The 18153-nt window shown below is 59.5% G+C and carries 16 protein-coding genes; 9 read left to right on the top strand and 7 right to left on the bottom strand.

The window, feature by feature from the left end; all coding sequences use genetic code 11:
* Positions 1 to 132: 132 nt before the first annotated feature.
* From ACE1BR_RS18255 to ACE1BR_RS18230, 6 genes are all read left to right on the top strand, one after another.
* Positions 133 to 1464, top strand: coding sequence for an aspartate aminotransferase family protein (locus ACE1BR_RS18255; protein ID WP_374872786.1), 1332 nt, complete (start codon positions 133 to 135; stop codon positions 1462 to 1464).
* Between the two features lie 91 nt (positions 1465 to 1555).
* Positions 1556 to 3052 carry a CoA-acylating methylmalonate-semialdehyde dehydrogenase gene (locus tag ACE1BR_RS18250; RefSeq protein WP_374872783.1) on the top strand — a complete coding sequence of 499 codons (1497 nt, stop codon included), beginning with the start codon at positions 1556 to 1558 and terminating at the stop codon, positions 3050 to 3052.
* Positions 3053 to 3135: 83 nt separating this feature from the next.
* A complete protein-coding gene (locus tag ACE1BR_RS18245; protein WP_374872781.1) occupies positions 3136 to 3864 on the top strand; it encodes a glutamine amidotransferase in 729 nt (242 codons plus the stop codon).
* A gap of 168 nt (positions 3865 to 4032) precedes the next feature.
* Complete coding sequence (locus tag ACE1BR_RS18240; protein WP_374872779.1) at positions 4033 to 5004, top strand: LysR substrate-binding domain-containing protein; 972 nt, start codon at positions 4033 to 4035, stop codon at positions 5002 to 5004.
* Between the two features lie 106 nt (positions 5005 to 5110).
* Positions 5111 to 5950: a PfkB family carbohydrate kinase gene (locus ACE1BR_RS18235; protein WP_374872777.1), complete on the top strand. Its 840-nt coding sequence runs from the start codon at positions 5111 to 5113 to the stop codon at positions 5948 to 5950.
* 331 nt (positions 5951 to 6281) lie between these two features.
* Positions 6282 to 6734 carry an Rrf2 family transcriptional regulator gene (locus tag ACE1BR_RS18230; RefSeq protein WP_374872775.1) on the top strand — a complete coding sequence of 151 codons (453 nt, stop codon included), beginning with the start codon at positions 6282 to 6284 and terminating at the stop codon, positions 6732 to 6734.
* Between the two features lie 55 nt (positions 6735 to 6789).
* On the opposite strand, the gene ACE1BR_RS18225 is transcribed toward ACE1BR_RS18230, so the two are convergent.
* Complete coding sequence (locus ACE1BR_RS18225) at positions 6790 to 7311, bottom strand: ferredoxin-type protein NapF (RefSeq protein ID WP_374872772.1); 522 nt, start codon at positions 7309 to 7311, stop codon at positions 6790 to 6792.
* 140 nt (positions 7312 to 7451) lie between these two features.
* Here ACE1BR_RS18225 and ACE1BR_RS18220 point away from each other — a divergent pair, with 140 nt between their 5' ends.
* Positions 7452 to 7667, top strand: a complete 216-nt coding sequence (locus tag ACE1BR_RS18220; protein ID WP_374872770.1) for a hypothetical protein — start codon at positions 7452 to 7454, stop codon at positions 7665 to 7667.
* Entirely contained in the window at positions 7664 to 9004 is a 1341-nt protein-coding gene (rmuC, locus tag ACE1BR_RS18215; protein WP_374872768.1) for a DNA recombination protein RmuC, read from the top strand. Before ACE1BR_RS18220 ends, rmuC begins: the two co-directional genes overlap by 4 nt.
* Positions 9005 to 9099: 95 nt before the next feature.
* On the opposite strand, the gene ACE1BR_RS18210 is transcribed toward rmuC, so the two are convergent.
* From ACE1BR_RS18210 to glnA, 6 genes are all read right to left on the bottom strand, one after another.
* Entirely contained in the window at positions 9100 to 9765 is a 666-nt protein-coding gene (locus ACE1BR_RS18210; protein ID WP_374872766.1) for a class I SAM-dependent methyltransferase, read from the bottom strand.
* A 157-nt stretch (positions 9766 to 9922) separates the two neighbouring features.
* The gene (gene add, locus ACE1BR_RS18205) at positions 9923 to 10924 is read right to left on the bottom strand and encodes an adenosine deaminase (protein WP_374872764.1); all 1002 of its coding nucleotides are present in this window, start codon (positions 10922 to 10924) and stop codon (positions 9923 to 9925) included.
* Between the two features lie 140 nt (positions 10925 to 11064).
* On the bottom strand, positions 11065 to 12483 hold the full coding sequence (gene glnG, locus ACE1BR_RS18200) for a nitrogen regulation protein NR(I) (RefSeq protein WP_374872762.1): 1419 nt from the start codon (positions 12481 to 12483) through the stop codon (positions 11065 to 11067).
* Between the two features lie 9 nt (positions 12484 to 12492).
* Positions 12493 to 13548 (bottom strand): nitrogen regulation protein NR(II), encoded by a 1056-nt coding sequence (gene glnL / locus ACE1BR_RS18195; RefSeq protein ID WP_374872759.1) that lies wholly within the window; start codon positions 13546 to 13548, stop codon positions 12493 to 12495.
* Between the two features lie 80 nt (positions 13549 to 13628).
* Positions 13629 to 14210, bottom strand: a complete 582-nt coding sequence (locus ACE1BR_RS18190; RefSeq protein WP_374872757.1) for a DUF4124 domain-containing protein — start codon at positions 14208 to 14210, stop codon at positions 13629 to 13631.
* Positions 14211 to 14325: 115 nt separating this feature from the next.
* A complete protein-coding gene (gene glnA, locus ACE1BR_RS18185; protein ID WP_042062421.1) occupies positions 14326 to 15735 on the bottom strand; it encodes a glutamate--ammonia ligase in 1410 nt (469 codons plus the stop codon).
* Between the two features lie 351 nt (positions 15736 to 16086).
* Between glnA and typA the strand changes: the two genes are divergently transcribed.
* Positions 16087 to 17898, top strand: a complete 1812-nt coding sequence (gene typA, locus ACE1BR_RS18180; protein ID WP_374872755.1) for a translational GTPase TypA — start codon at positions 16087 to 16089, stop codon at positions 17896 to 17898.
* The last annotated feature ends 255 nt before the right edge of the window (positions 17899 to 18153 follow it).

Raw genomic sequence — 18153 nt, 5'->3', positions numbered from 1 at the left:
TACCACCCTGCTGATACATCTAGCTAGGGGTGACACCAGACAGGGCGATAAGTGCCCTTTTTTATGGATTCAGGTGTTTAATTTAATAGGCATTAGCCAATAGTTGCTAAACACCTTCAGGATGAGGTGACCATGAAACCGATCAGCGACATCAATACCCCCTCCGACATGTCCGCCTTCTGGATGCCGTTCACCGCCAACCAGCAATTCAAGGCGGCGCCGCGCATTCTGAAGTCGGCGGAGGGGATGTATTATCACTCAGAGGATGGCCGCAAGATACTGGATGGCACCGCCGGACTCTGGTGTTGCAACGCGGGCCATGGTCGGCGCGAGATTGCCGAGGCGGTCTCCCAGCAGATTTCCCACCTCGATTTCGCTCCCACTTTCCAGATGGGCCACCCGCTGCCGTTCGAGCTGGCCAACCGGCTGGTAGAGATTGCACCCAAGGGATTCGGCCATGTCTTCTATACCAACTCCGGCTCAGAGTCGGTCGATACCGCGCTCAAAATCGCGCTGGCCTGGCAGCGGGCGCGCGGTCAGGGCACTCGTACCCGGCTGATTGGCCGAGAGCGTGGCTACCATGGCGTCGGTTTTGGCGGTATCTCGGTGGGTGGCATTCCCGGCAACCGCAAGTGGTTCGGCTCCCTGTTGACCGGGGTGGATCATCTGCCCCATACCCTCAATATCGCCAAGAACGCCTTCACCAAAGGTCTGCCTGCGGAGGATGTGGCGCTGGCCGACGAGCTGGAGAAGATCGTCTTCCTGCACGATGCCAGCAATATCGCGGCGGTGATCGTCGAGCCCATCGCCGGCAGTACCGGCGTGCTGATGCCGCCCAAGGGTTACCTCAAGCGGTTGCGAGAGATCTGTACCAAACACGGCATCCTGCTGATTTTTGACGAGGTGATCACCGGTTTCGGCCGTCTCGGATCTCCCTTTGCAGCACAAGAGTTCGATGTCATCCCCGATATGATCACCTGTGCCAAGGGGCTCACCAACGGTGCCATCCCGATGGGGGCGGTGCTGGTGCAGAACCACATCTATGACGACATGATGGCGGCAGGCAAAGGGGCCATCGAGCTGTTCCACGGCTACACCTACTCCGGTCACCCGGTGGCCGCCGCAGCCGGGCTGGCGACCCTCGAGATCTATCGCAACGAGAACCTGCTCAGCCGCGCCGCCGATCTGGCGGGCTACTGGGAGGAGGCGGCCCATTCGCTGAAGGGCTGCAAGCATGTGAAGGATGTGCGCAACTACGGGCTGGTGGCGGGCATCGAGCTGGAATCCATGCCGGATGCGCCGGGCAAGCGCGCCTACGAGGTGTTCGTGCGCTGCTTCGAGAAAGGGGCGCTGATCCGGGTGACCGGCGACATCATCGCCCTGTCGCCACCTCTCATCATCGAGCGCAGCCAGATCGACGATCTCTTCACCCTGCTGCAGGATGCCCTGCAGGCCCAACCCTAACCCATTTGGTGGCCCCGCTCTGGCGGGGCCTTGCGTTGCCTCGTGTTGACGAGCGCTGCGCCACCACGACATCAGTCATCACGGAGGATACATGACATACAGGGTCAGCAACTTCATCAACGGCCAGCCGCAGGAGAGTCGTAGCGAGCGGCAAGGGGCCATCTTCAATCCCGCCTGTGGCAAGCAGCAGGGGAGCGTGGGGCTTTCCAGCGCCGTCGAGTGTCAGGAGGCGATCGCCATCGCCGAACGCGCCTTCGCCGACTGGTCGCAAACCCCGCCGCTGGTGCGGGCCCGGGTCTTTTTCCGCTTCAAGGAGTTGATGGAGCAGCACAGGGACGAGCTGGCCCAGCTCATCAGCCGCGAGCACGGCAAGGTCTTCTCCGATGCGCAGGGTGAGCTGACCCGTGGGTTGGAGGTGGTGGAGTTTGCCTGCGGCATTCCCCATCTGCTCAAGGGGGAGCACTCCCTCAACGTCGGCCGCGGGGTAGACAGCTACTCCATGATGCAGCCGGTCGGGGTTTGCGCTGGTATCACGCCGTTCAACTTCCCGGCCATGGTGCCGCTCTGGATGTTCCCAGTCGCCATCGCCTGCGGCAACACCTTTATCCTCAAACCCTCCGAGAAGGATCCCTCCCTCTCGCTGCGGATGGCCGAGCTGCTCAAGGAGGCCGGTCTGCCTGACGGCGTGCTCAACGTGGTGAACGGTGACAAGGAGGTGGTGGATGTGTTGCTGACCGATCCGCGGGTTGGTGCCGTGTCGTTTGTCGGCTCTACCCCCATCGCCCAGTACATCTATGCCACCGCCTCTGCCCACGGCAAGCGGGTGCAGGCGTTGGGCGGCGCCAAGAACCACATGGTGGTGATGCCGGATGCGGACCTCGATCAGACGGTCTCCGCCCTGATGGGGGCTGCTTATGGGGCGGCGGGTGAGCGCTGCATGGCTATTTCGGTGGCCGTGGTGGTGGGAGACGAGACCGCTGATGCGCTGGTGGCCAAACTGAAGCCGCTGGTGGAAAAACTACGGGTGGGCCCGGGGCTGGGCCAGAGCCCGGAGAACGAGATGGGGCCGCTGATCAGCCGGGAGCATCTGGCCAAGGTGCGTGGTTATGTGGATCAGGGGGTGGCCGAAGGGGCCACACTGCGGGTCGATGGCCGTCAGCTGGCTCACGAGGGGGGCTACTTCATCGGTGGCTGCCTGTTTGACGAGGTGACCCCCGAGATGCGCATCTACCGGGAGGAGATCTTCGGCCCGGTGCTCTCCATTGTGCGGGTGCCGGACTACGAGATGGCACTGCGCCTCATCAACGAGCACGAGTACGGCAACGGCACCGCCATCTTTACCTGTGACGGCGACACTGCGCGGGACTTCACGGCGCGGGTTCAGGTCGGTATGGTAGGGGTGAACGTCCCCATTCCGGTGCCGATGGCGTTTCACAGTTTTGGCGGCTGGAAGCGTTCCATCTTCGGGCCGCTCAACATGCACGGGCCGGACGGGGTACGCTTCTATACCCGGATGAAGACGGTCACGGCGCGCTGGCCCCAGAGTCTGCGCAGCGGGGCCGAGTTCTCCATGCCAACCATGAAGTGAGCCCAACGCTCACTACCATGACTTGATTCTCTTGCCCCCGCAGATCGCTGGTCTGCGGGGGCACTTCTGTAAAGGAGCAACAGATGCGATTGGGAATTCTCGATTGTGACCGGCTGGATCCCGATCTGGCGGATCGTTTTGGCCCCGTCTACTCCGAGATGTTTATTAAGGGGTTTCGGCCGCTGGCGCCGGAGCTGGAGTTTCGGGTCTGGTCAGCCATCGATGGCGAACTGCCGGAGGATCTGCATGAATGCGATGCCTGGCTTATCACCGGTTCGCGTCACGATGCCTACAGCGACATTCCCTGGGTTCAGGCGCTGCGGGCGTGGATCCGCCAGGCGCACGATGCTGACGTCAAGCTGGCTGGCATCTGCTTCGGCCATCAGGTGATCGCCCAGGCGCTGGGTGGCGAGGTGGTGAAGTCCACCAAGGGGTGGGGGCTGGGGGTAGCGGTTCATCCCATGCTGGCGGATGCCCCCTGGATGGCGCCAGCGCGGGATCAGATCCGCATTCTGGCCAGCCATCAGGATCAGGTGGCGCTGCTGCCGCCGGGGGCAACCCGGTTGGCGGGCAACGATTTTTGTCCCAACTTCATGTTTTTGCAGGGTGATCACATCGTCGCCATTCAGGGGCATCCGGAGTTTTCGGTGGAGTACAACCGGGCGCTGATCGAACGGCGCCGTGGTTTGTTGCCCGACGAGCGTTACCAGAGCAGCCTCTCCTCGCTGGAGGGGGAGGTGGATTCGACCACCATGATGCAGTGGCTGCTGCAGTTTTTGGGGATCCTGCCGCTACGAGCAGGCGCGGCCTGAGCCCGGTTTGTCAGCAACCCCTTCGGATGCTAGATTTTGTAGCAAAATGAAGGATCAAGCGCTGAGATGTCGGGATCGGATGGTACACTGGCCGCCCATGTGGCGGCCTGTTTGTCTGGCTTGATCGCCGTCCCTGCCTGAGCCAAACCAGTCTGAGAGTGTGACGCCTTGAAACTACAGCAATTGAAGTATTTGATCGCGATCCGGGACCACAACCTCAATGTGTCCGTGGCTTCCGATGCGCTTTTCACCAGTCAGCCGGGGGTCAGCAAACAGATTGGCCTGCTGGAGAGCGAGCTGGGGGTGCGGATTTTCGAGCGCCGTGGCAAGCACCTGCACCGCATCACGCCGGTGGGGGAAGAGATCATCAAGTGTGCCGAGGCGATGCTCAACATCGAGAGCAAGATCAAGGCGATCTCCCGCGAATATCTGGACCCGACCGTGGGCACCCTCAATATTCACACCACCCACACTATCGCCCGCTATCTGCTGCCCAAGTCGGTCACCTACTTCACCAAGAAGTACCCCAAGATCTCGTTCCACCTCCATCCGGTGATGTCGGCGAGCAAGGAGCAGATCAGTAAGGGTTACTCCGATTTCTCCATCGTTGCCCACGAGATTGGCTTCGACAAGGAGTTGATCGCGCTGCCCGCTTACCTCTGGACCCTCTCGCTGGTGGTGCCGCAGGATCACCCGCTGGCCAAGGTGAAGAAGCCGACCCTGGAGCAGCTCTGCCACTACCCGATCCTCAGTTACGAGAGCGGAGCCACCGGTCGACAGGCGCAGGACGAAGTGTTCCAAGCGGCTGGTCTCACTCCGAGCTACTACATGACGGTGATGGACGCCGGGGTGATCAAGCGCTACGTGGAGCTGGGCTTTGGCATCGGCATCATCTCCTCGCTGGTAGCCAATGACACTGATGCTCCGGGGCTGGTCTCCATCAATCTGGAGCACCTGTTCAAACCCTGCCCGGCACAGATCTGTTTCAGCAAGAGCATCCTGCTGCAGAACTACATGTATGACTTCATCAGCTCCTTCTCGCCCCACCTTACCAAGGAGGTGATCCAGAGTGTGATGCAGCAGCCGAGTCAGGCGCGCATCGACGAGCTGCTGGCCGGGGTGGATCTACCCATCTATTGATCCCGATCGGATTCCCGATCGCTGCCGGTTGTCTCTTCTGTCAGGCTGGGCTCTACTCGGGGTTCAGCCTGTCTCTTTTGGGCTATCTCCATCGTTCGAGGTCTCTATGTCCCGCATTCTGCTGCTTGCCAATCTCAACTGTGATCATGTGCTATCCCTCTCCGAACCGCTGGTGGCGGGGGCTCGGCTGCAATATGTGGATCAGGGGCGCAGGCTGGGAGGTGGCGCGGCCAACACCGGCATAGGGTTGGTGTGGGCGGGCCACGAGGTGATCATCGCCTCCCGCATCGGGCTGGATGAGACTGGCGACTGGCTGTTGGAGCAGGCGGCCGGTTACGGGCTGGATTGCAGCCATGTGGAGCGCTTTGGCGGCGAGACCGGCGAGCTGCTGATCCTGGTGGACTCCACCGGCGAGCGCACCATACTGCGCCGCCCGCGGCGTCCCGATCAGCCCGGCGATCTGCCGCAGGAGGGGGTGGACTGCCTCTATGTGAACTATCCGGGCACTGCCATCATCAGCTACATGCGTCAGATGCTCGGCAAGAGCTTCGTGGTGGCCCAGTATCCCAAGGGGGGGCAGGCGCGTCGTCCCTGCCACGTGCTGGTGGCCTCCCGTTCCGATCTCGGCGAGGTGAGCGACCCCTGGCAACATGCCCGTCAGCTGGCAGGTGAGCAGCTCGAGTGGCTGGTGTTGACCGAGGGCAAGGAGGGGGCCGTGGCTATCCATGGCGACGAGCAGATCCGGGTCGCTGCCCGGCCTGTCTCGGTGGTCGATACCACCGGGGCGGGGGATGCCTTTGCCGGTGGTTTGATTCACGGCTTGGCGCGGGGCATGGCAATCAGGGATGCCTTGCAGTGTGCGGTGGATTGGGGCGCATTTGCTGTTGCCTCCGAGAGCTCCATTCCCTCGGTTGCCCTGAAAAACTGGCTGAAGCAACCTCACTGATCCACCGCTTTGACGAGCTTTTAAGGGCAGGATGTCGGGTCGTATTTCTGGTCAGCGAAAGAGGTTGATCAGGGATGCTTTTCGCGAGATTTACTCGCAATAAAGCGGGCAAACACCGGGCTAACCCGGCAAGTTTGCGATCAATCAAAGAAAGTGTCGATTTATGTGCATCTTCATCGACACCCGGTTGTGCTGCTCTTAACCTGTCACTCCGCAACTCAGATTAAGAGACAGGCCCCTCTGCCGGGCAGAGGCGAATCGGTTGTCTCCTGCCTCTTAGCTCAATGTTGTCGTCCTGATTCCTGGCTTGTAGTAAGAGGCAAGTGCGACCATGCAACTGACACGATTTACCGACTACGCCCTGCGTACCCTGACCTTCCTGGCGGTTCAACCGGGGGATCGCCTGTCGACCATCACCGAAGTGGCCGATACCTTCGGCATCTCTCGCAACCACGTGGTCAAGATAGTGCACCAACTTGGTATCAAGGGTTATATCGAGACGGTACGTGGCAAGCACGGCGGCATCCGCCTCGGTCGTTCAGCGGTCTCCATCAACCTGCGTGATGTGGTGATGGACATGGAGCATGTGCTCTGTCCGGTCGACTGCAAGCGCGAGAACTGCCGTCTCTCCGGTGGTTGCCGCATTCAGGGTATTCTGCGCCGTGCCATGAACGCCTTCCTCGAAGTGCTGGGGGAGTTCACGCTGGCCGATGCGGTGCGCGACCCGACTCGTCTCTGCCACCTGTTGGGCATCGAGCAAGAGACGATTGTGACCATGGCCTGACAGGCGTGGAATAACGAACAAGATGTGAAAGGGGCCTGAGGGCCCCTTTTGCTTTTCAGCGATTGCCGGGTTGACGGATCAGGGTAATGGCGCCGTGCAGACAGGCGAGGCCACAGGCACCGCAGCCATTGCAGGCATCCATGTTGACGTTGATGCCATCGGTGCTGGCCTTGATCGCCTGTTGGGGGCAGGCATCTTCACAGAGCAGACAGTAGAACCCCTGCCGTGCCTGACAGCTCTCCTCGATCTGAACCCGGGTTTGCACCTGACGGCCCAGTTGCAGGTCGAGGGCGCCGGTGGGACAGGCTCTGGCGCAGCTGCCGCAATAGCTGCACTGACCGCAGGCGAGATCCAGTACCGGTGTGCCTGCGATGGGGCTCCCCTGGTACTCTTCCTGAGTAGCCGGTTTGAGCAGGCCGCGTGGGCAGGCTTTGAAGCACTCGCCACAGCGGGTGCAGAGAGAGAGGTATTGGGACTCCTCGATGGCCCATGGCGGGCGCGCTTCATGGCAGACCACGGTGGGCTTGCGGGAAGCTTGCCAACCTTGTGTCAGCCAACGGAGGAAATAGTGAGTCATGCTCGCCCCTGATACCTATTAGGGGTTAATTTTATCGAAGTTTCGGGAAGCAGGCCAGAGAATAGCTGCCGCCAGGATCGCAAGCGCAGTTGCCCTTGTGTAAGCTAGGCGAGTCTTTTTGTGTGGTTGAATGAAAACATATGTGGCTATTTCTCTGGCGTGCTTCCCTGCTCTACATCTTTCCCCTGCTGATGTGGGCTTACTGCCGCATCAAGGGTATCGAGTTCGCCGAGCTCGATACCGGCGTTAACACCCACAAGTGGGTGGTGCTGGCTGCTTACCTCATTTACGTGGTGATCTGGTTGCTGATAAACCGCTATCTCGAACTCTTCTTGCGTCAACGGGGTCGTAGATGATCGAGCCGGGGCTCTGGGGAATCCTGCTGCCAGCTGCCCTGCTGGCGCTCGGGATCGGCTGGTTGATCGGGCGGCGGGCCACCACGGCGCAGGCGCAGGAGTTGCTGTTGGCACAGGAGCGCCATCAAGCATTGCAGGAGCGCTTTGACGCACTTCATGACGAGCGGGTACAGGGCCAGCAGAAGCTGGATCAGCAACAAACCTTGCTCATCAAGCTGACCGCTCGCCTCAAGGATGCCGAAGCAACCTTGCGCAGCGAGCGGCTGGCCGCCGCCGAGAAGCTGCAACTGCAGCAGGAGGCGGAGCAGCGCCTCAGCCAGCAGTTTGAAAATCTCGCCAACCGGATCTTCGAGCAAAACTCCGGTAACTTCCGTGAATTGAACCAGAACAGTCTCGATCTGCTGCTGAGTCCGCTCAAAGAGCAGCTGGAGGGTTTTCGCCGTCAGGTGGGGGAGACCCACGCTCAGGAGACAGCCCAGCGTCACAGCCTCAAGTTCGAACTGGAGCGCCTCGCCGAGCTCAACGCCCGCATGACCGAAGAGGCGGCGGCCCTGACCCGCGCCCTCAAGGGCGACAGCAAGCAGCAGGGCAACTGGGGTGAGGTGGTGCTGGCGCGGATCCTCAGTGAGTGCGGTCTGCGCGAGGGTCACGAGTACCACACCCAGGTCAATATCGAGGTGGAGAAGGGCAAGCGCTACCAGCCCGACGTGATCGTCCACCTGCCGCAGGACAAGGACATCATCATCGACGCCAAGGTGTCGCTGACTGCCTACGAGCGCTGGTACAACGCCGGGGATGAGCTGGAGAAGGCGGTGGCGCTCAAGGAGCACGTCGCCTCGGTGCGCAACCATATCCGCGAACTGGGCCGCAAGGATTACCAGCAGCTGCCGGGGGTGCGCACTCTCGACTATGTGTTGATGTTTGTGGCGGTGGAGCCCGCCTTCCTCACCGCGATGGAGGCCGATCCCTCGCTGGTGCGTTATGGCCTCGACAACAACATCCTGCTGGTGAGTCCTACCAATCTGATGGTGGCGCTGCGCACTATCGAGAACCTGTGGCGCTACGAGCGGCAGAACCAGAATGCCCGCCAAATTGCCGAGCGGGCTGGCCGCCTCTACGAGAAGCTGCGGCTGTTTGTCGAGGAGATGCAGCAGATGGGCGGCAGCCTGCACAAGGCGCAGGAGAGTTACGACAAGGCGATGGGGCGGCTGGTCAACGGCCGTGGCAACCTGATTGCGCAGGTCGAGCGTTTCCGCGAGCTGGGGGTGGAAGTGACCAAGAGCCTGCCCGAGCCGCTGGTGGAGCGAGCGCTGGAGCGCGACAAGGAGCGGGAGTAGTTAGCCTGATCCTGCTTGTCTGCAAAAGGCCCAAACCCGGTTTGGGCCTTTTGCCGATTTGGGCTCTGTTTTTAAGAAGAGAACGATAAGCATGGTTATTTCTTTAACACCGCCAGATAATTACCATCAGTTTCTATATCGATTATTTCAGTAGAAAAGCCATATTTAGCCGCCTCCCTGCTCAGCTGATCCTGAGCGATATCCAGCCAATTGATGGGCGCCTCGGTCTCTCCTTTATAGGTAAAAGAGAGCTCTCGTATAACGGTCTGGTTAGAACTCCCGTTCGTTGAGTTCAAAATGATTTGACCGTTTGGCGAAATATATTGGCGAGCAAGTTCGAAAAATTTACCCAACATTTCAATGTTGCCCACGGCTCCGATACTGCGACCGAGTAGCAACCAGGTATCAAACGGGGTGTCAAAACTGGCCGAAAAGATATCGGCATTGATGACTCTGCTGACGCCTCTGGCTTGCATCACCTCACAGGCCAAGGGTGAGATATCGAGGGCGGTCACATCAAAAAGCTGCTGTTGTAAAAAGAGCGAGTGTTCACCCGTTCCAGCTCCTATATCCAGCGTCTTTCCCCTGCACAAAGATAAAGCCCGGCGATCAAGCTGGTAGTAGTCGGCTGGTCGAAAAAAGATAGCGAGTGGGAGACAATATGGTTCTTGCCCGCTGATATTGATCTGCAAGGTTTCATCACCTCTGTTCTGATAGTGCTCTTTCAGCGCCTTGCCAAATAGATCCAGACTTTTCAACATGACCATCTCCCCATAATGCTGTAATCGGCAGGAATATTTTCATGTATACGATATGAAATCTGTTAATCGAACCGCAGGCTTGAAGTTGCGGGATCTCCGCCACAAATAAAAACGGCCCACCGAAGTGGGCCGTTTTTATTTGTACTGCCGGTGTTAATCAGCGGTTGGCAGCGCGGGCGCTCAGCTCGGCTTTCTCGCTATCGCTCAGGAAGGCCAGGGTCAGGCCGTTCTGCTGGGCGGTGCGGATTTCGCTCGCGGTCATGCCTGCGGCCGGGGCGGCCACTTCATATTCGTGGGGCAGGTCGATACCTTCCACCGCAGGATCGTCGGTGTTGAGGCAGGCCAGTACCCCGGCAGCCAGGAACTGGCGGATCGGGTGGTCGGTCAGGCTCGCTACCGTGGTGGTCTGGACGTTGGAGGTGAGGCAGGATTCGATGCCGATGCGGTGCTCGGCCAGATAAGCCATCAGGGCCGGATCAGCAATTGCCTTGACGCCGTGGCCAATACGTTCGGCACCCAGCTCGCGAATGGCCTGCCACATGCTTTCGGGGCCGGCGGCTTCACCGGCGTGTACGGTGACGCGCATGCCTGCATCGCGCACCTTGCGGAAGTGGTCGACAAAGAGTTCGCCCGGGAAGCCCAGCTCGTCACCGGCCAGATCGATGGCGACCAGCTTGTCGCGGTGGGCCAGACAGGCGGCCAGCTCCTGATTGCACTGCTCGGTGCCGAAGGTACGGCTCATGATGCCGATCAGGTTGGCCTTGATGCCGAAGTCACGGCTGCCCGCAGTCACGCCATCGATGATAGCTTCCACCACGCCCTGCGGGTGCAGCTTGTGGGCCATCGCCATGTAGGCCGGGCTGAAGCGCAGCTCGGCATAGTCGATACCTGCACGCAGCAGATCTTCCACGTTTTCGTAAGCGACCCGGCGGCAGGCGTCGTAATCGGCCAGCACAGCTACACCCCAGTCCAGCTTCTTCAGGAAGGCGACCAGACTCGGCTCGTTCTCGACGATCTGCACGTGGGGGCGCAGCGCCTCCAGCTCGAAGGCTGGCAGCTGGATATTGTGTTGGCGGCCCAGCTCGAGGATGGTTTGTGGGCGGATGTTGCCGTCCAGATGGCGGTGCAGGTCGGTCAGGGGGAGAGATCTGTCAATCATGGGGGCGCCCTCGTCGAGTCAGTTTTGAAAGCCTGCCATTCTAGGCGGGGCTTTCAAAAAAGATACCCCGTTCACAGGTAAACGGGGTCTTATTGGTCAGTGATTTATCAAGGCGTGATGGGAATCGTTTTCCCTGGGACTCATGAGATATCGAGTTCTTTCAGCTTGCGGGTCAGGGTGTTGCGACCCCAACCGAGCAGGCGGGCCGCCTCCTGTTTGTGGCCATGGGTATGTTCCAGCGCCGTCTCCAGCATGATCCGCTCAAACTGGGGCATGGCATCGGCCAGGATGTCTGTCTCTCCCAGCGCCAGCTTGCTGGCCACCCACTCCTGCAACTGCTGCTGCCAGCAGCCGGGCAACGCTGGTTGACCCGGCTCGGCGTTGTGGGTGATGGGGGTAAGCAGCTCGGGAGGCAGATCGCTCACCAGCACCTCCTGCCCGGAGGCCATCACGGTGAGCCAGCGGCAGACGTTCTCCAGCTGGCGCACGTTACCCGGCCAGGGCAGGCGGCTGATATAGGCCTGGGTGTCAGGGTGCAGGCTCTTGGCCTCGACGTTCAGCTCCTTGGCGGCACGCAGCAGGAAGTGGCGAGCCAGCTGGGGGATATCCTCGCGCCGCTCCCTGAGGGCAGGAATGTGAATGCGGATGACGTTGAGGCGGTGGAATAGATCCTCGCGAAACTCGCCGTCGGCGACCCGTTTCTCCAGATTCTGGTGGGTGGCGGCGATGATCCGCACATCCACCTGCACCGGCTGGTGGCCACCGACCCGGTAGAACTGGCCATCGGCCAAGACCCGCAGCAGCCGGGTCTGCACATCCAGCGGCATATCGCCGATCTCGTCGAGAAACAGAGTGCCGCCATCTGCCTGCTCGAAGCGGCCGTGACGGATGTTGTTGGCGCCGGTAAAGGCTCCCTTCTCGTGACCGAACAGCTCAGATTCGATGAGATCTTTCGGAATGGCCGCCATGTTGAGGGCGATGAAGTTCTTGTGGGCGCGCGGGCTGTGCTTGTGCAGCGCATGGGCAACCAGCTCCTTGCCGGTACCGCTCTGGCCGTTGATCAGCACCGAGATGCTGGAGCGCGACAGGCGACCGATGGCGCGGAACACCTCCTGCATCGCCGGGGCCTCGCCGATGATCTCGGGAGTGGCGGTGGCTTCTTGCTGGCGAGACTTGCGTTTGGTGCGCTGCTCCTTGAGGTGGTTCTCGGCGCGGCGCACCAGGGTCACCGCTTCATCGATGTCGAACGGCTTGGGCAGGTACTCGAAGGCGCCGCGCTGGTAGGCGTTGACCGCGCTGTCGAGGTCCGAGTGGGCGGTCATGATGATGATGGGCAGATCGGCCTGACGGCGGTGGATCTGCTCCAGCAGGCTCAGGCCATCGATGCCGGGCATCCGGATATCGGAGAGGATCACATCGGGCGAGCGCATCTCAAGAGCGTGCAGCAGCGCTTCGCCATCGGCAAAGCTTTCGCAGTTGAAGCCTTCGCTGCCGAGGGTGCGCTCCAGCACCCAGCGGATAGAGCTGTCGTCATCGACGATCCACACTTTGGCGGTCATGGGGTTCCCTTACTTGCGAAGCGGTAGAAAAATGGTGAATTCGGTGTGGCCCGGCCAGCTGATGCAGTCGATCTTGCCCTTGTGCTGGTCGATCAGGTTCTGGGCGATGGAGAGGCCAAGCCCGGTGCCCCCCTCCTTGCCAGTGATCATCGGATAGAACAGGGTGTCGCGGATGGCATCGGGAATGCCGGGGCCGTTGTCGATGATCTTGATCTCCGCCGCCAGCCGGTAGCGCTGGCCGTGGATGGTGATCTGGAATGCGGTGCGGGTCTTGATGCGGATAAGGCCAGTCTGATTGCCAAGCGCTTCGGCGGCGTTGCCCACTATGTTGAGAAACGCCTGCTGCAGCTGATCCGGCTCCATTTCGAATTCGGGGATGCTGGGGTCATAATCCCGCTCGATGCGGACCGAGGAAGGCAGCTCCAGCTCCACCAGTCGGCGAACCTGCTCCAGCACCGAATGGACATTGTGCATCTGGTGGCGGCCGGGGCGTTGGGGGCCGAGCAGTCGATCGACCAGAACCCGCAGTCGGTCAGCCTGTTCGATGATGATGCCGGTGTATTCGCGCAGGGCCGGATCCGGCAGCTCCTTTTGCAGCAGCTGGGCTGCGCCGCGCAGGCCACCGAGGGGATTCTTGATTTCGTGGGCCAGCCCACGTACCAGCTCCTTGGCTGCCAGCTGCTGGGCATGTTGCTGCTGCTCCTGGCTGATCTTCTTCTGCTGGTCGATCTTGCGCAGCTCCACGACCAGCAGACGCTGTTCGTGGTCGGCCATCGGGGTGGCGCTCAGCTCCACCAACCGCGGTTCTCCCTCTACCACCAGGGTCACTTCGCTGTCGGTAAAGCCCTGCCCTGAAATGAGGCAATGTTTCAGCCGTTGCAGGTCGAGGGAGATATGTTCCAGCAGATGGGGCAGTTCGATGCCAATCAGCCGCCGTTCACTAAGGGAGAGCAGCTGTTCGGCTGCGGGATTGACGAACTGGATGCAGAGCCGCTCATCCATCAGGATCACGGCGGTCAGCAAGTTATCCAACAGTGTTTTGGCGTTGTCCGAGCGGGTTGGCACAGGTTTCTCCCTAAAACGGTGCTGTGCACCTGCAATGCACCGATATGGTGCATTGAGTTTACCCGCATCGGTGCGCTTTATCACCCCTGATCGGCTTTGGGGGTGGGTTTGGGAGCCGGATCCACGCTCGCTCTATGCAGGTAAAAGGTGACTGGAGTGGATTTAGCAAGGATCGTACCGTCTTTGGTGAGCAGTTCGAGCTGGGCTTCGTGGGCGCCGCGATCGACATTTTCGATCCGGATTGAGAGGCTGTTGCTGACGATGGGGGCAGCCTTGCCATCCAGAGTCAGGCGTACATCATACTGAGTCGGTGGCTTCGGACTTATCTGGCCCTGAAAGACGATGTTGCCGGTGTTGTCGCGCAGGGTGCTGCCTTGTTCTGGCGAGAGCAGTTCGATCACCAGTTTGGCCGCTTCTTTCTTCTTGCTGGCATCGGCGCCGGTCAGGCTGTTGAAGTTGTCTACCTGTACCGAGCTGGGTGAGCCGCCGATAAGGGGGGCAACTCGCAGGTCGACTACCTTGGCTTTGGTGCCTGGTGGCGGTGCATCCGTGTAGTGGGTGACGCCATTGCCATCGACCCAGGAGTAGACCTTGGCCGCATCTGCCCCGAATGAGGTCAGCAACAGGAGGGTGAGCACCCCTATGCCATGCTTGTTGTTCATCCATCTCTCCTTGACGGTATATTGCTTAATCCTATCAGAGAAAAAACCCGCCAGATGGCGGGTTTTGTCACGATTAAGCAAGCTGACCGGATTTAAACGGGCAGTCTGTTCCGACTTAGACGGAGTAGTACAGTTCAAACTCCAGCGGGTGCGGGGTCATGCGCACACGGTCAACATCCTGCTGTTTCAGTTCCAGATAGGAGTTGATGAAGTCATCGCTGAACACGCCGCCACGGGTCAGGAACTCGCGATCGCTATCCAGAGCGGCCAGGGCTTCGTCCAGAGAACCGGCTACGGTCGGCACTTCTGCGGCTTCTTCCGGCGGCAGGTCATACAAGTTCTTGTCCATGGCATCGCCCGGATGGATCTTGTTGATGATACCGTCCAGACCGGCCATCAGCTGAGCAGCGAAGGCCAGGTACGGGTTGGCTGCCGGATCCGGGAAACGTACTTCGATACGACGAGCTTTCGGGCTTGGTACCACCGGGATACGGATGGAGGCAGAGCGGTTGCGGGCAGAGTAGGCCAGCATGACCGGTGCTTCATAACCCGGAACCAGACGCTTGTAGGAGTTGGTAGTCGGGTTGGCGAAGGCGTTGATGGCCTTGGCGTGCTTGATGATACCGCCGATGTAGTGCAGAGCCATCTCGGACAGGCCGCCATACAGGTCGCCAGCGAACAGGTTGACGCCGTTCTTGGCCAGAGACTGGTGGCAGTGCATGCCGGAGCCGTTGTCACCAAACATGGGTTTCGGCATGAAGGTGACGGTCTTGTTGTAGGCGTGGGCCACGTTGTGGATCACGTACTTCAGCACTTGTACTTCGTCAGCCTTCAGGGTCAGGGTATTGAAGCGGGTAGCGATCTCGTTCTGACCGGCAGTGGCCACTTCGTGGTGGTGAGCTTCAACAACCTGGCCCATCTCTTCCAGCACCAGACACATGGCGGCACGGATGTCCTGGGAGGAGTCAACCGGCGCAACCGGGAAGTAACCGCCTTTCACGAACGGACGGTGACCCTTGTTGCCATGCTCATAGGCAGTGCCGGAGTTCCATGCGGCTTCTTCAGATTCGATTTTCACGAAGCTGTGGCCCATGGTGTTGGAGAAAGTGATGTTGTCGAACATGAAGAATTCCGGCTCCGGCCCGAACAGCACGGTGTCAGCGATGCCGCTGGACTTCAGGAAATCTTCTGCACGCTTGGCGATGGAGCGCGGATCGCGGTCGTAACCCTGCATGGTGGCAGGTTCCAGCACGTCACAAACGATGTTCAGAGTGGTCTCTTCGGTGAACGGGTCCAGCTTGGCGGAGGCTGCGTCCGGCATCAGTACCATGTCGGATTCGTTGATGCCTTTCCAGCCGCCGATGGAGGAACCATCGAACATCTTGCCGTCTTCGAAGAAATCTTCATCAACCTGGTGAGCAGGGATGGATACATGCTGCTCTTTACCCTTGGTGTCGGTAAAGCGCAGATCAACAAACTTGACTTCGTGTTCCTGGATCAGGGCCAAAACGTTCTGGGCTGACATGCTAAGTAACCTCCGGTGTTAAAACTCTCTGGGTGAATGCGTCATCGTATTCACATAAGCCAGTATCGTGCCAAGTTTGTGACAGCTTGATTTCAGGGCAATCCCGCTGAAGCGGCTCCCCACAATCAGGCGATCTCGACTCGCGTTGCATCAATTTAGTGCGATGCTGGATCGTTTTGGTGCACTGTAATGGTGCGCGAAATACGGTCACCGCCCATCTAAGCAGGGTTTGTCGGAGAGGTCTATGATCCAGATCTGTTGTTAAGCGCGAATGTACTGCAATTCTGCTAGGCAGATCACAAAGGCAAGAGTACAATTAGCGCCCAATTTTACCCGGTGATTGAGGCGAGAATGTTAGAGAATTTACGCAATATTGCGATTATTGCGCACGTTGACCACGGCAAAACGACTCTGGTTGATAAGCTGCTGCAGCAGTCCGGCACCCTGGACCGCTCCACGGAAGGCCAGGAACGGATCATGGACTCCAATGATCTGGAACGGGAACGTGGCATCACCATTCTCGCCAAGAACACTGCGATCCGCTGGAATGACTACCGCATCAACATCGTTGATACCCCGGGTCACGCCGACTTCGGTGGTGAAGTTGAGCGCGTACTGTCCATGGTTGACTCCGTGCTGCTGCTGGTTGACGCCGTAGACGGCCCGATGCCGCAAACCCGTTTTGTGACCCAGAAAGCATTCGCCCAGGGTCTGAAGCCGATCGTGGTCATCAACAAGGTTGACCGTCCGGGTGCTCGTCCTGACTGGGTAATGGATCAGGTATTCGACCTGTTTGACAACCTGGGTGCCACCGACGAACAGCTGGATTTCAAAGTTGTTTACGCCTCTGCACTGAACGGTTGGGCCTCTATGGATCAGGACGTCGAGTCCGAGAACATGGAGCCGCTGTTCCAGGCTATCGTTGACAACGTTGAAGCGCCGAAGGCTGATGCCGACGGTGGTTTCCAGATGCAGATCTCCCAGCTGGACTACAACTCCTACGTAGGTGTTATCGGTATCGGCCGTATCACTCGTGGTCGCGTCAAGACCAACCAGCAGGTCACCATCGTTGGTGCTGATGGCAAAACCCGTAATGGTAAAGTTGGCCAAGTGCTGGGTTACCTGGGTCTGTCCCGTACTGAAGTTGCCGACGCGCAAGCGGGTGACATCATCGCTATCACCGGTCTGGGCGAGCTGAAAATCTCCGACACCATCTGTGACAACGGTGCTGTTGAAGCCCTGCCGCCGCTCTCCGTTGACGAGCCGACTGTGAACATGACCTTCCAGGTCAACACCTCACCGTTCGCCGGTAAAGAAGGCAAGTTCGTGACCTCCCGTAACATTCTGGAGCGTCTGAATCAGGAGCTGGTCCACAACGTGGCCCTGCGCGTGGAAGAGACTGATGATCCGGACAAGTTCCGTGTATCCGGTCGTGGTGAGCTGCACCTCTCCATCCTGATCGAAAACATGCGTCGCGAAGGTTACGAACTGGCTGTATCCCGTCCGGAAGTAATCCTGCGTACCGTTGACGGCGTTCTGCAAGAACCGTTCGAAACCGTGACTGTGGACGTTGAAGAAGCGCACCAGGGTTCCGTGATGGAGCAACTGGGTCTGCGTAAAGGCGAAATGACCAACATGACGCCGGATGGCAAGGGTCGTGTCCGTCTTGACTTCATGATCCCGAGCCGTGGCCTGATCGGCTTCCAGACCGAGTTCATGACCATGACCTCCGGTACCGGTCTGCTCTACCACACCTTCGACCATTACGGTCCGCACAAGGGTGGCAGCATCGGCGAGCGTCAGAACGGCGTGCTGATCTCCAACGCAACCGGTAAGGCCCTGACCTACGCCCTGTTCGGTCTGCAAGACCGCGGTCGTCTGTTCATCGGTCACGCGACCGAAGTGTACGAAGGCCAGGTGATCGGTATTCACTCCCGTTCCAACGACCTGACTGTTAACTGCCTGAAGGGCAAACAGCTGACCAACATGCGTGCCTCCGGTACCGACGAAGCTCAAGTGCTGACTCCGCCGATCCGCATGACTCTGGAACAGGCTCTCGAGTTCATCGACAACGACGAACTGGTAGAAGTCACTCCGAAGAACATCCGTATCCGCAAGAAATTGCTGACCGAGATGGATCGTAAGCGCTCTGGTCGTGGTTAATCCCATGAGCTGAGTCTCGGCAACCCTCCCGGTTGCTGACGATTCGCTGATAGAAAGGCCCAAACCTCCGGTTTGGGCCTTTTTTATTTGCGCCGGGCAGGGCGGATCGGTTGCACCTTGCTTTGCGGATAAACGCTGCTGCTGAGCGTGACAGGCTATCAATGGGCGTTCGTTTTGGTGCTGTATCTGGCTTGCTATGGCCAGACGCCAGGAGGTCAGAAGGCAGTGCTCTGCAGTTCGGAAGATGGTCTTACC

It is taken from the genome of Aeromonas sp. MdU4 (assembly GCF_041929505.1).
Classification (GTDB): Bacteria; Pseudomonadota; Gammaproteobacteria; order Enterobacterales; family Aeromonadaceae; genus Aeromonas.
This window is presented reverse-complemented; position numbering and strand designations above follow the sequence as displayed.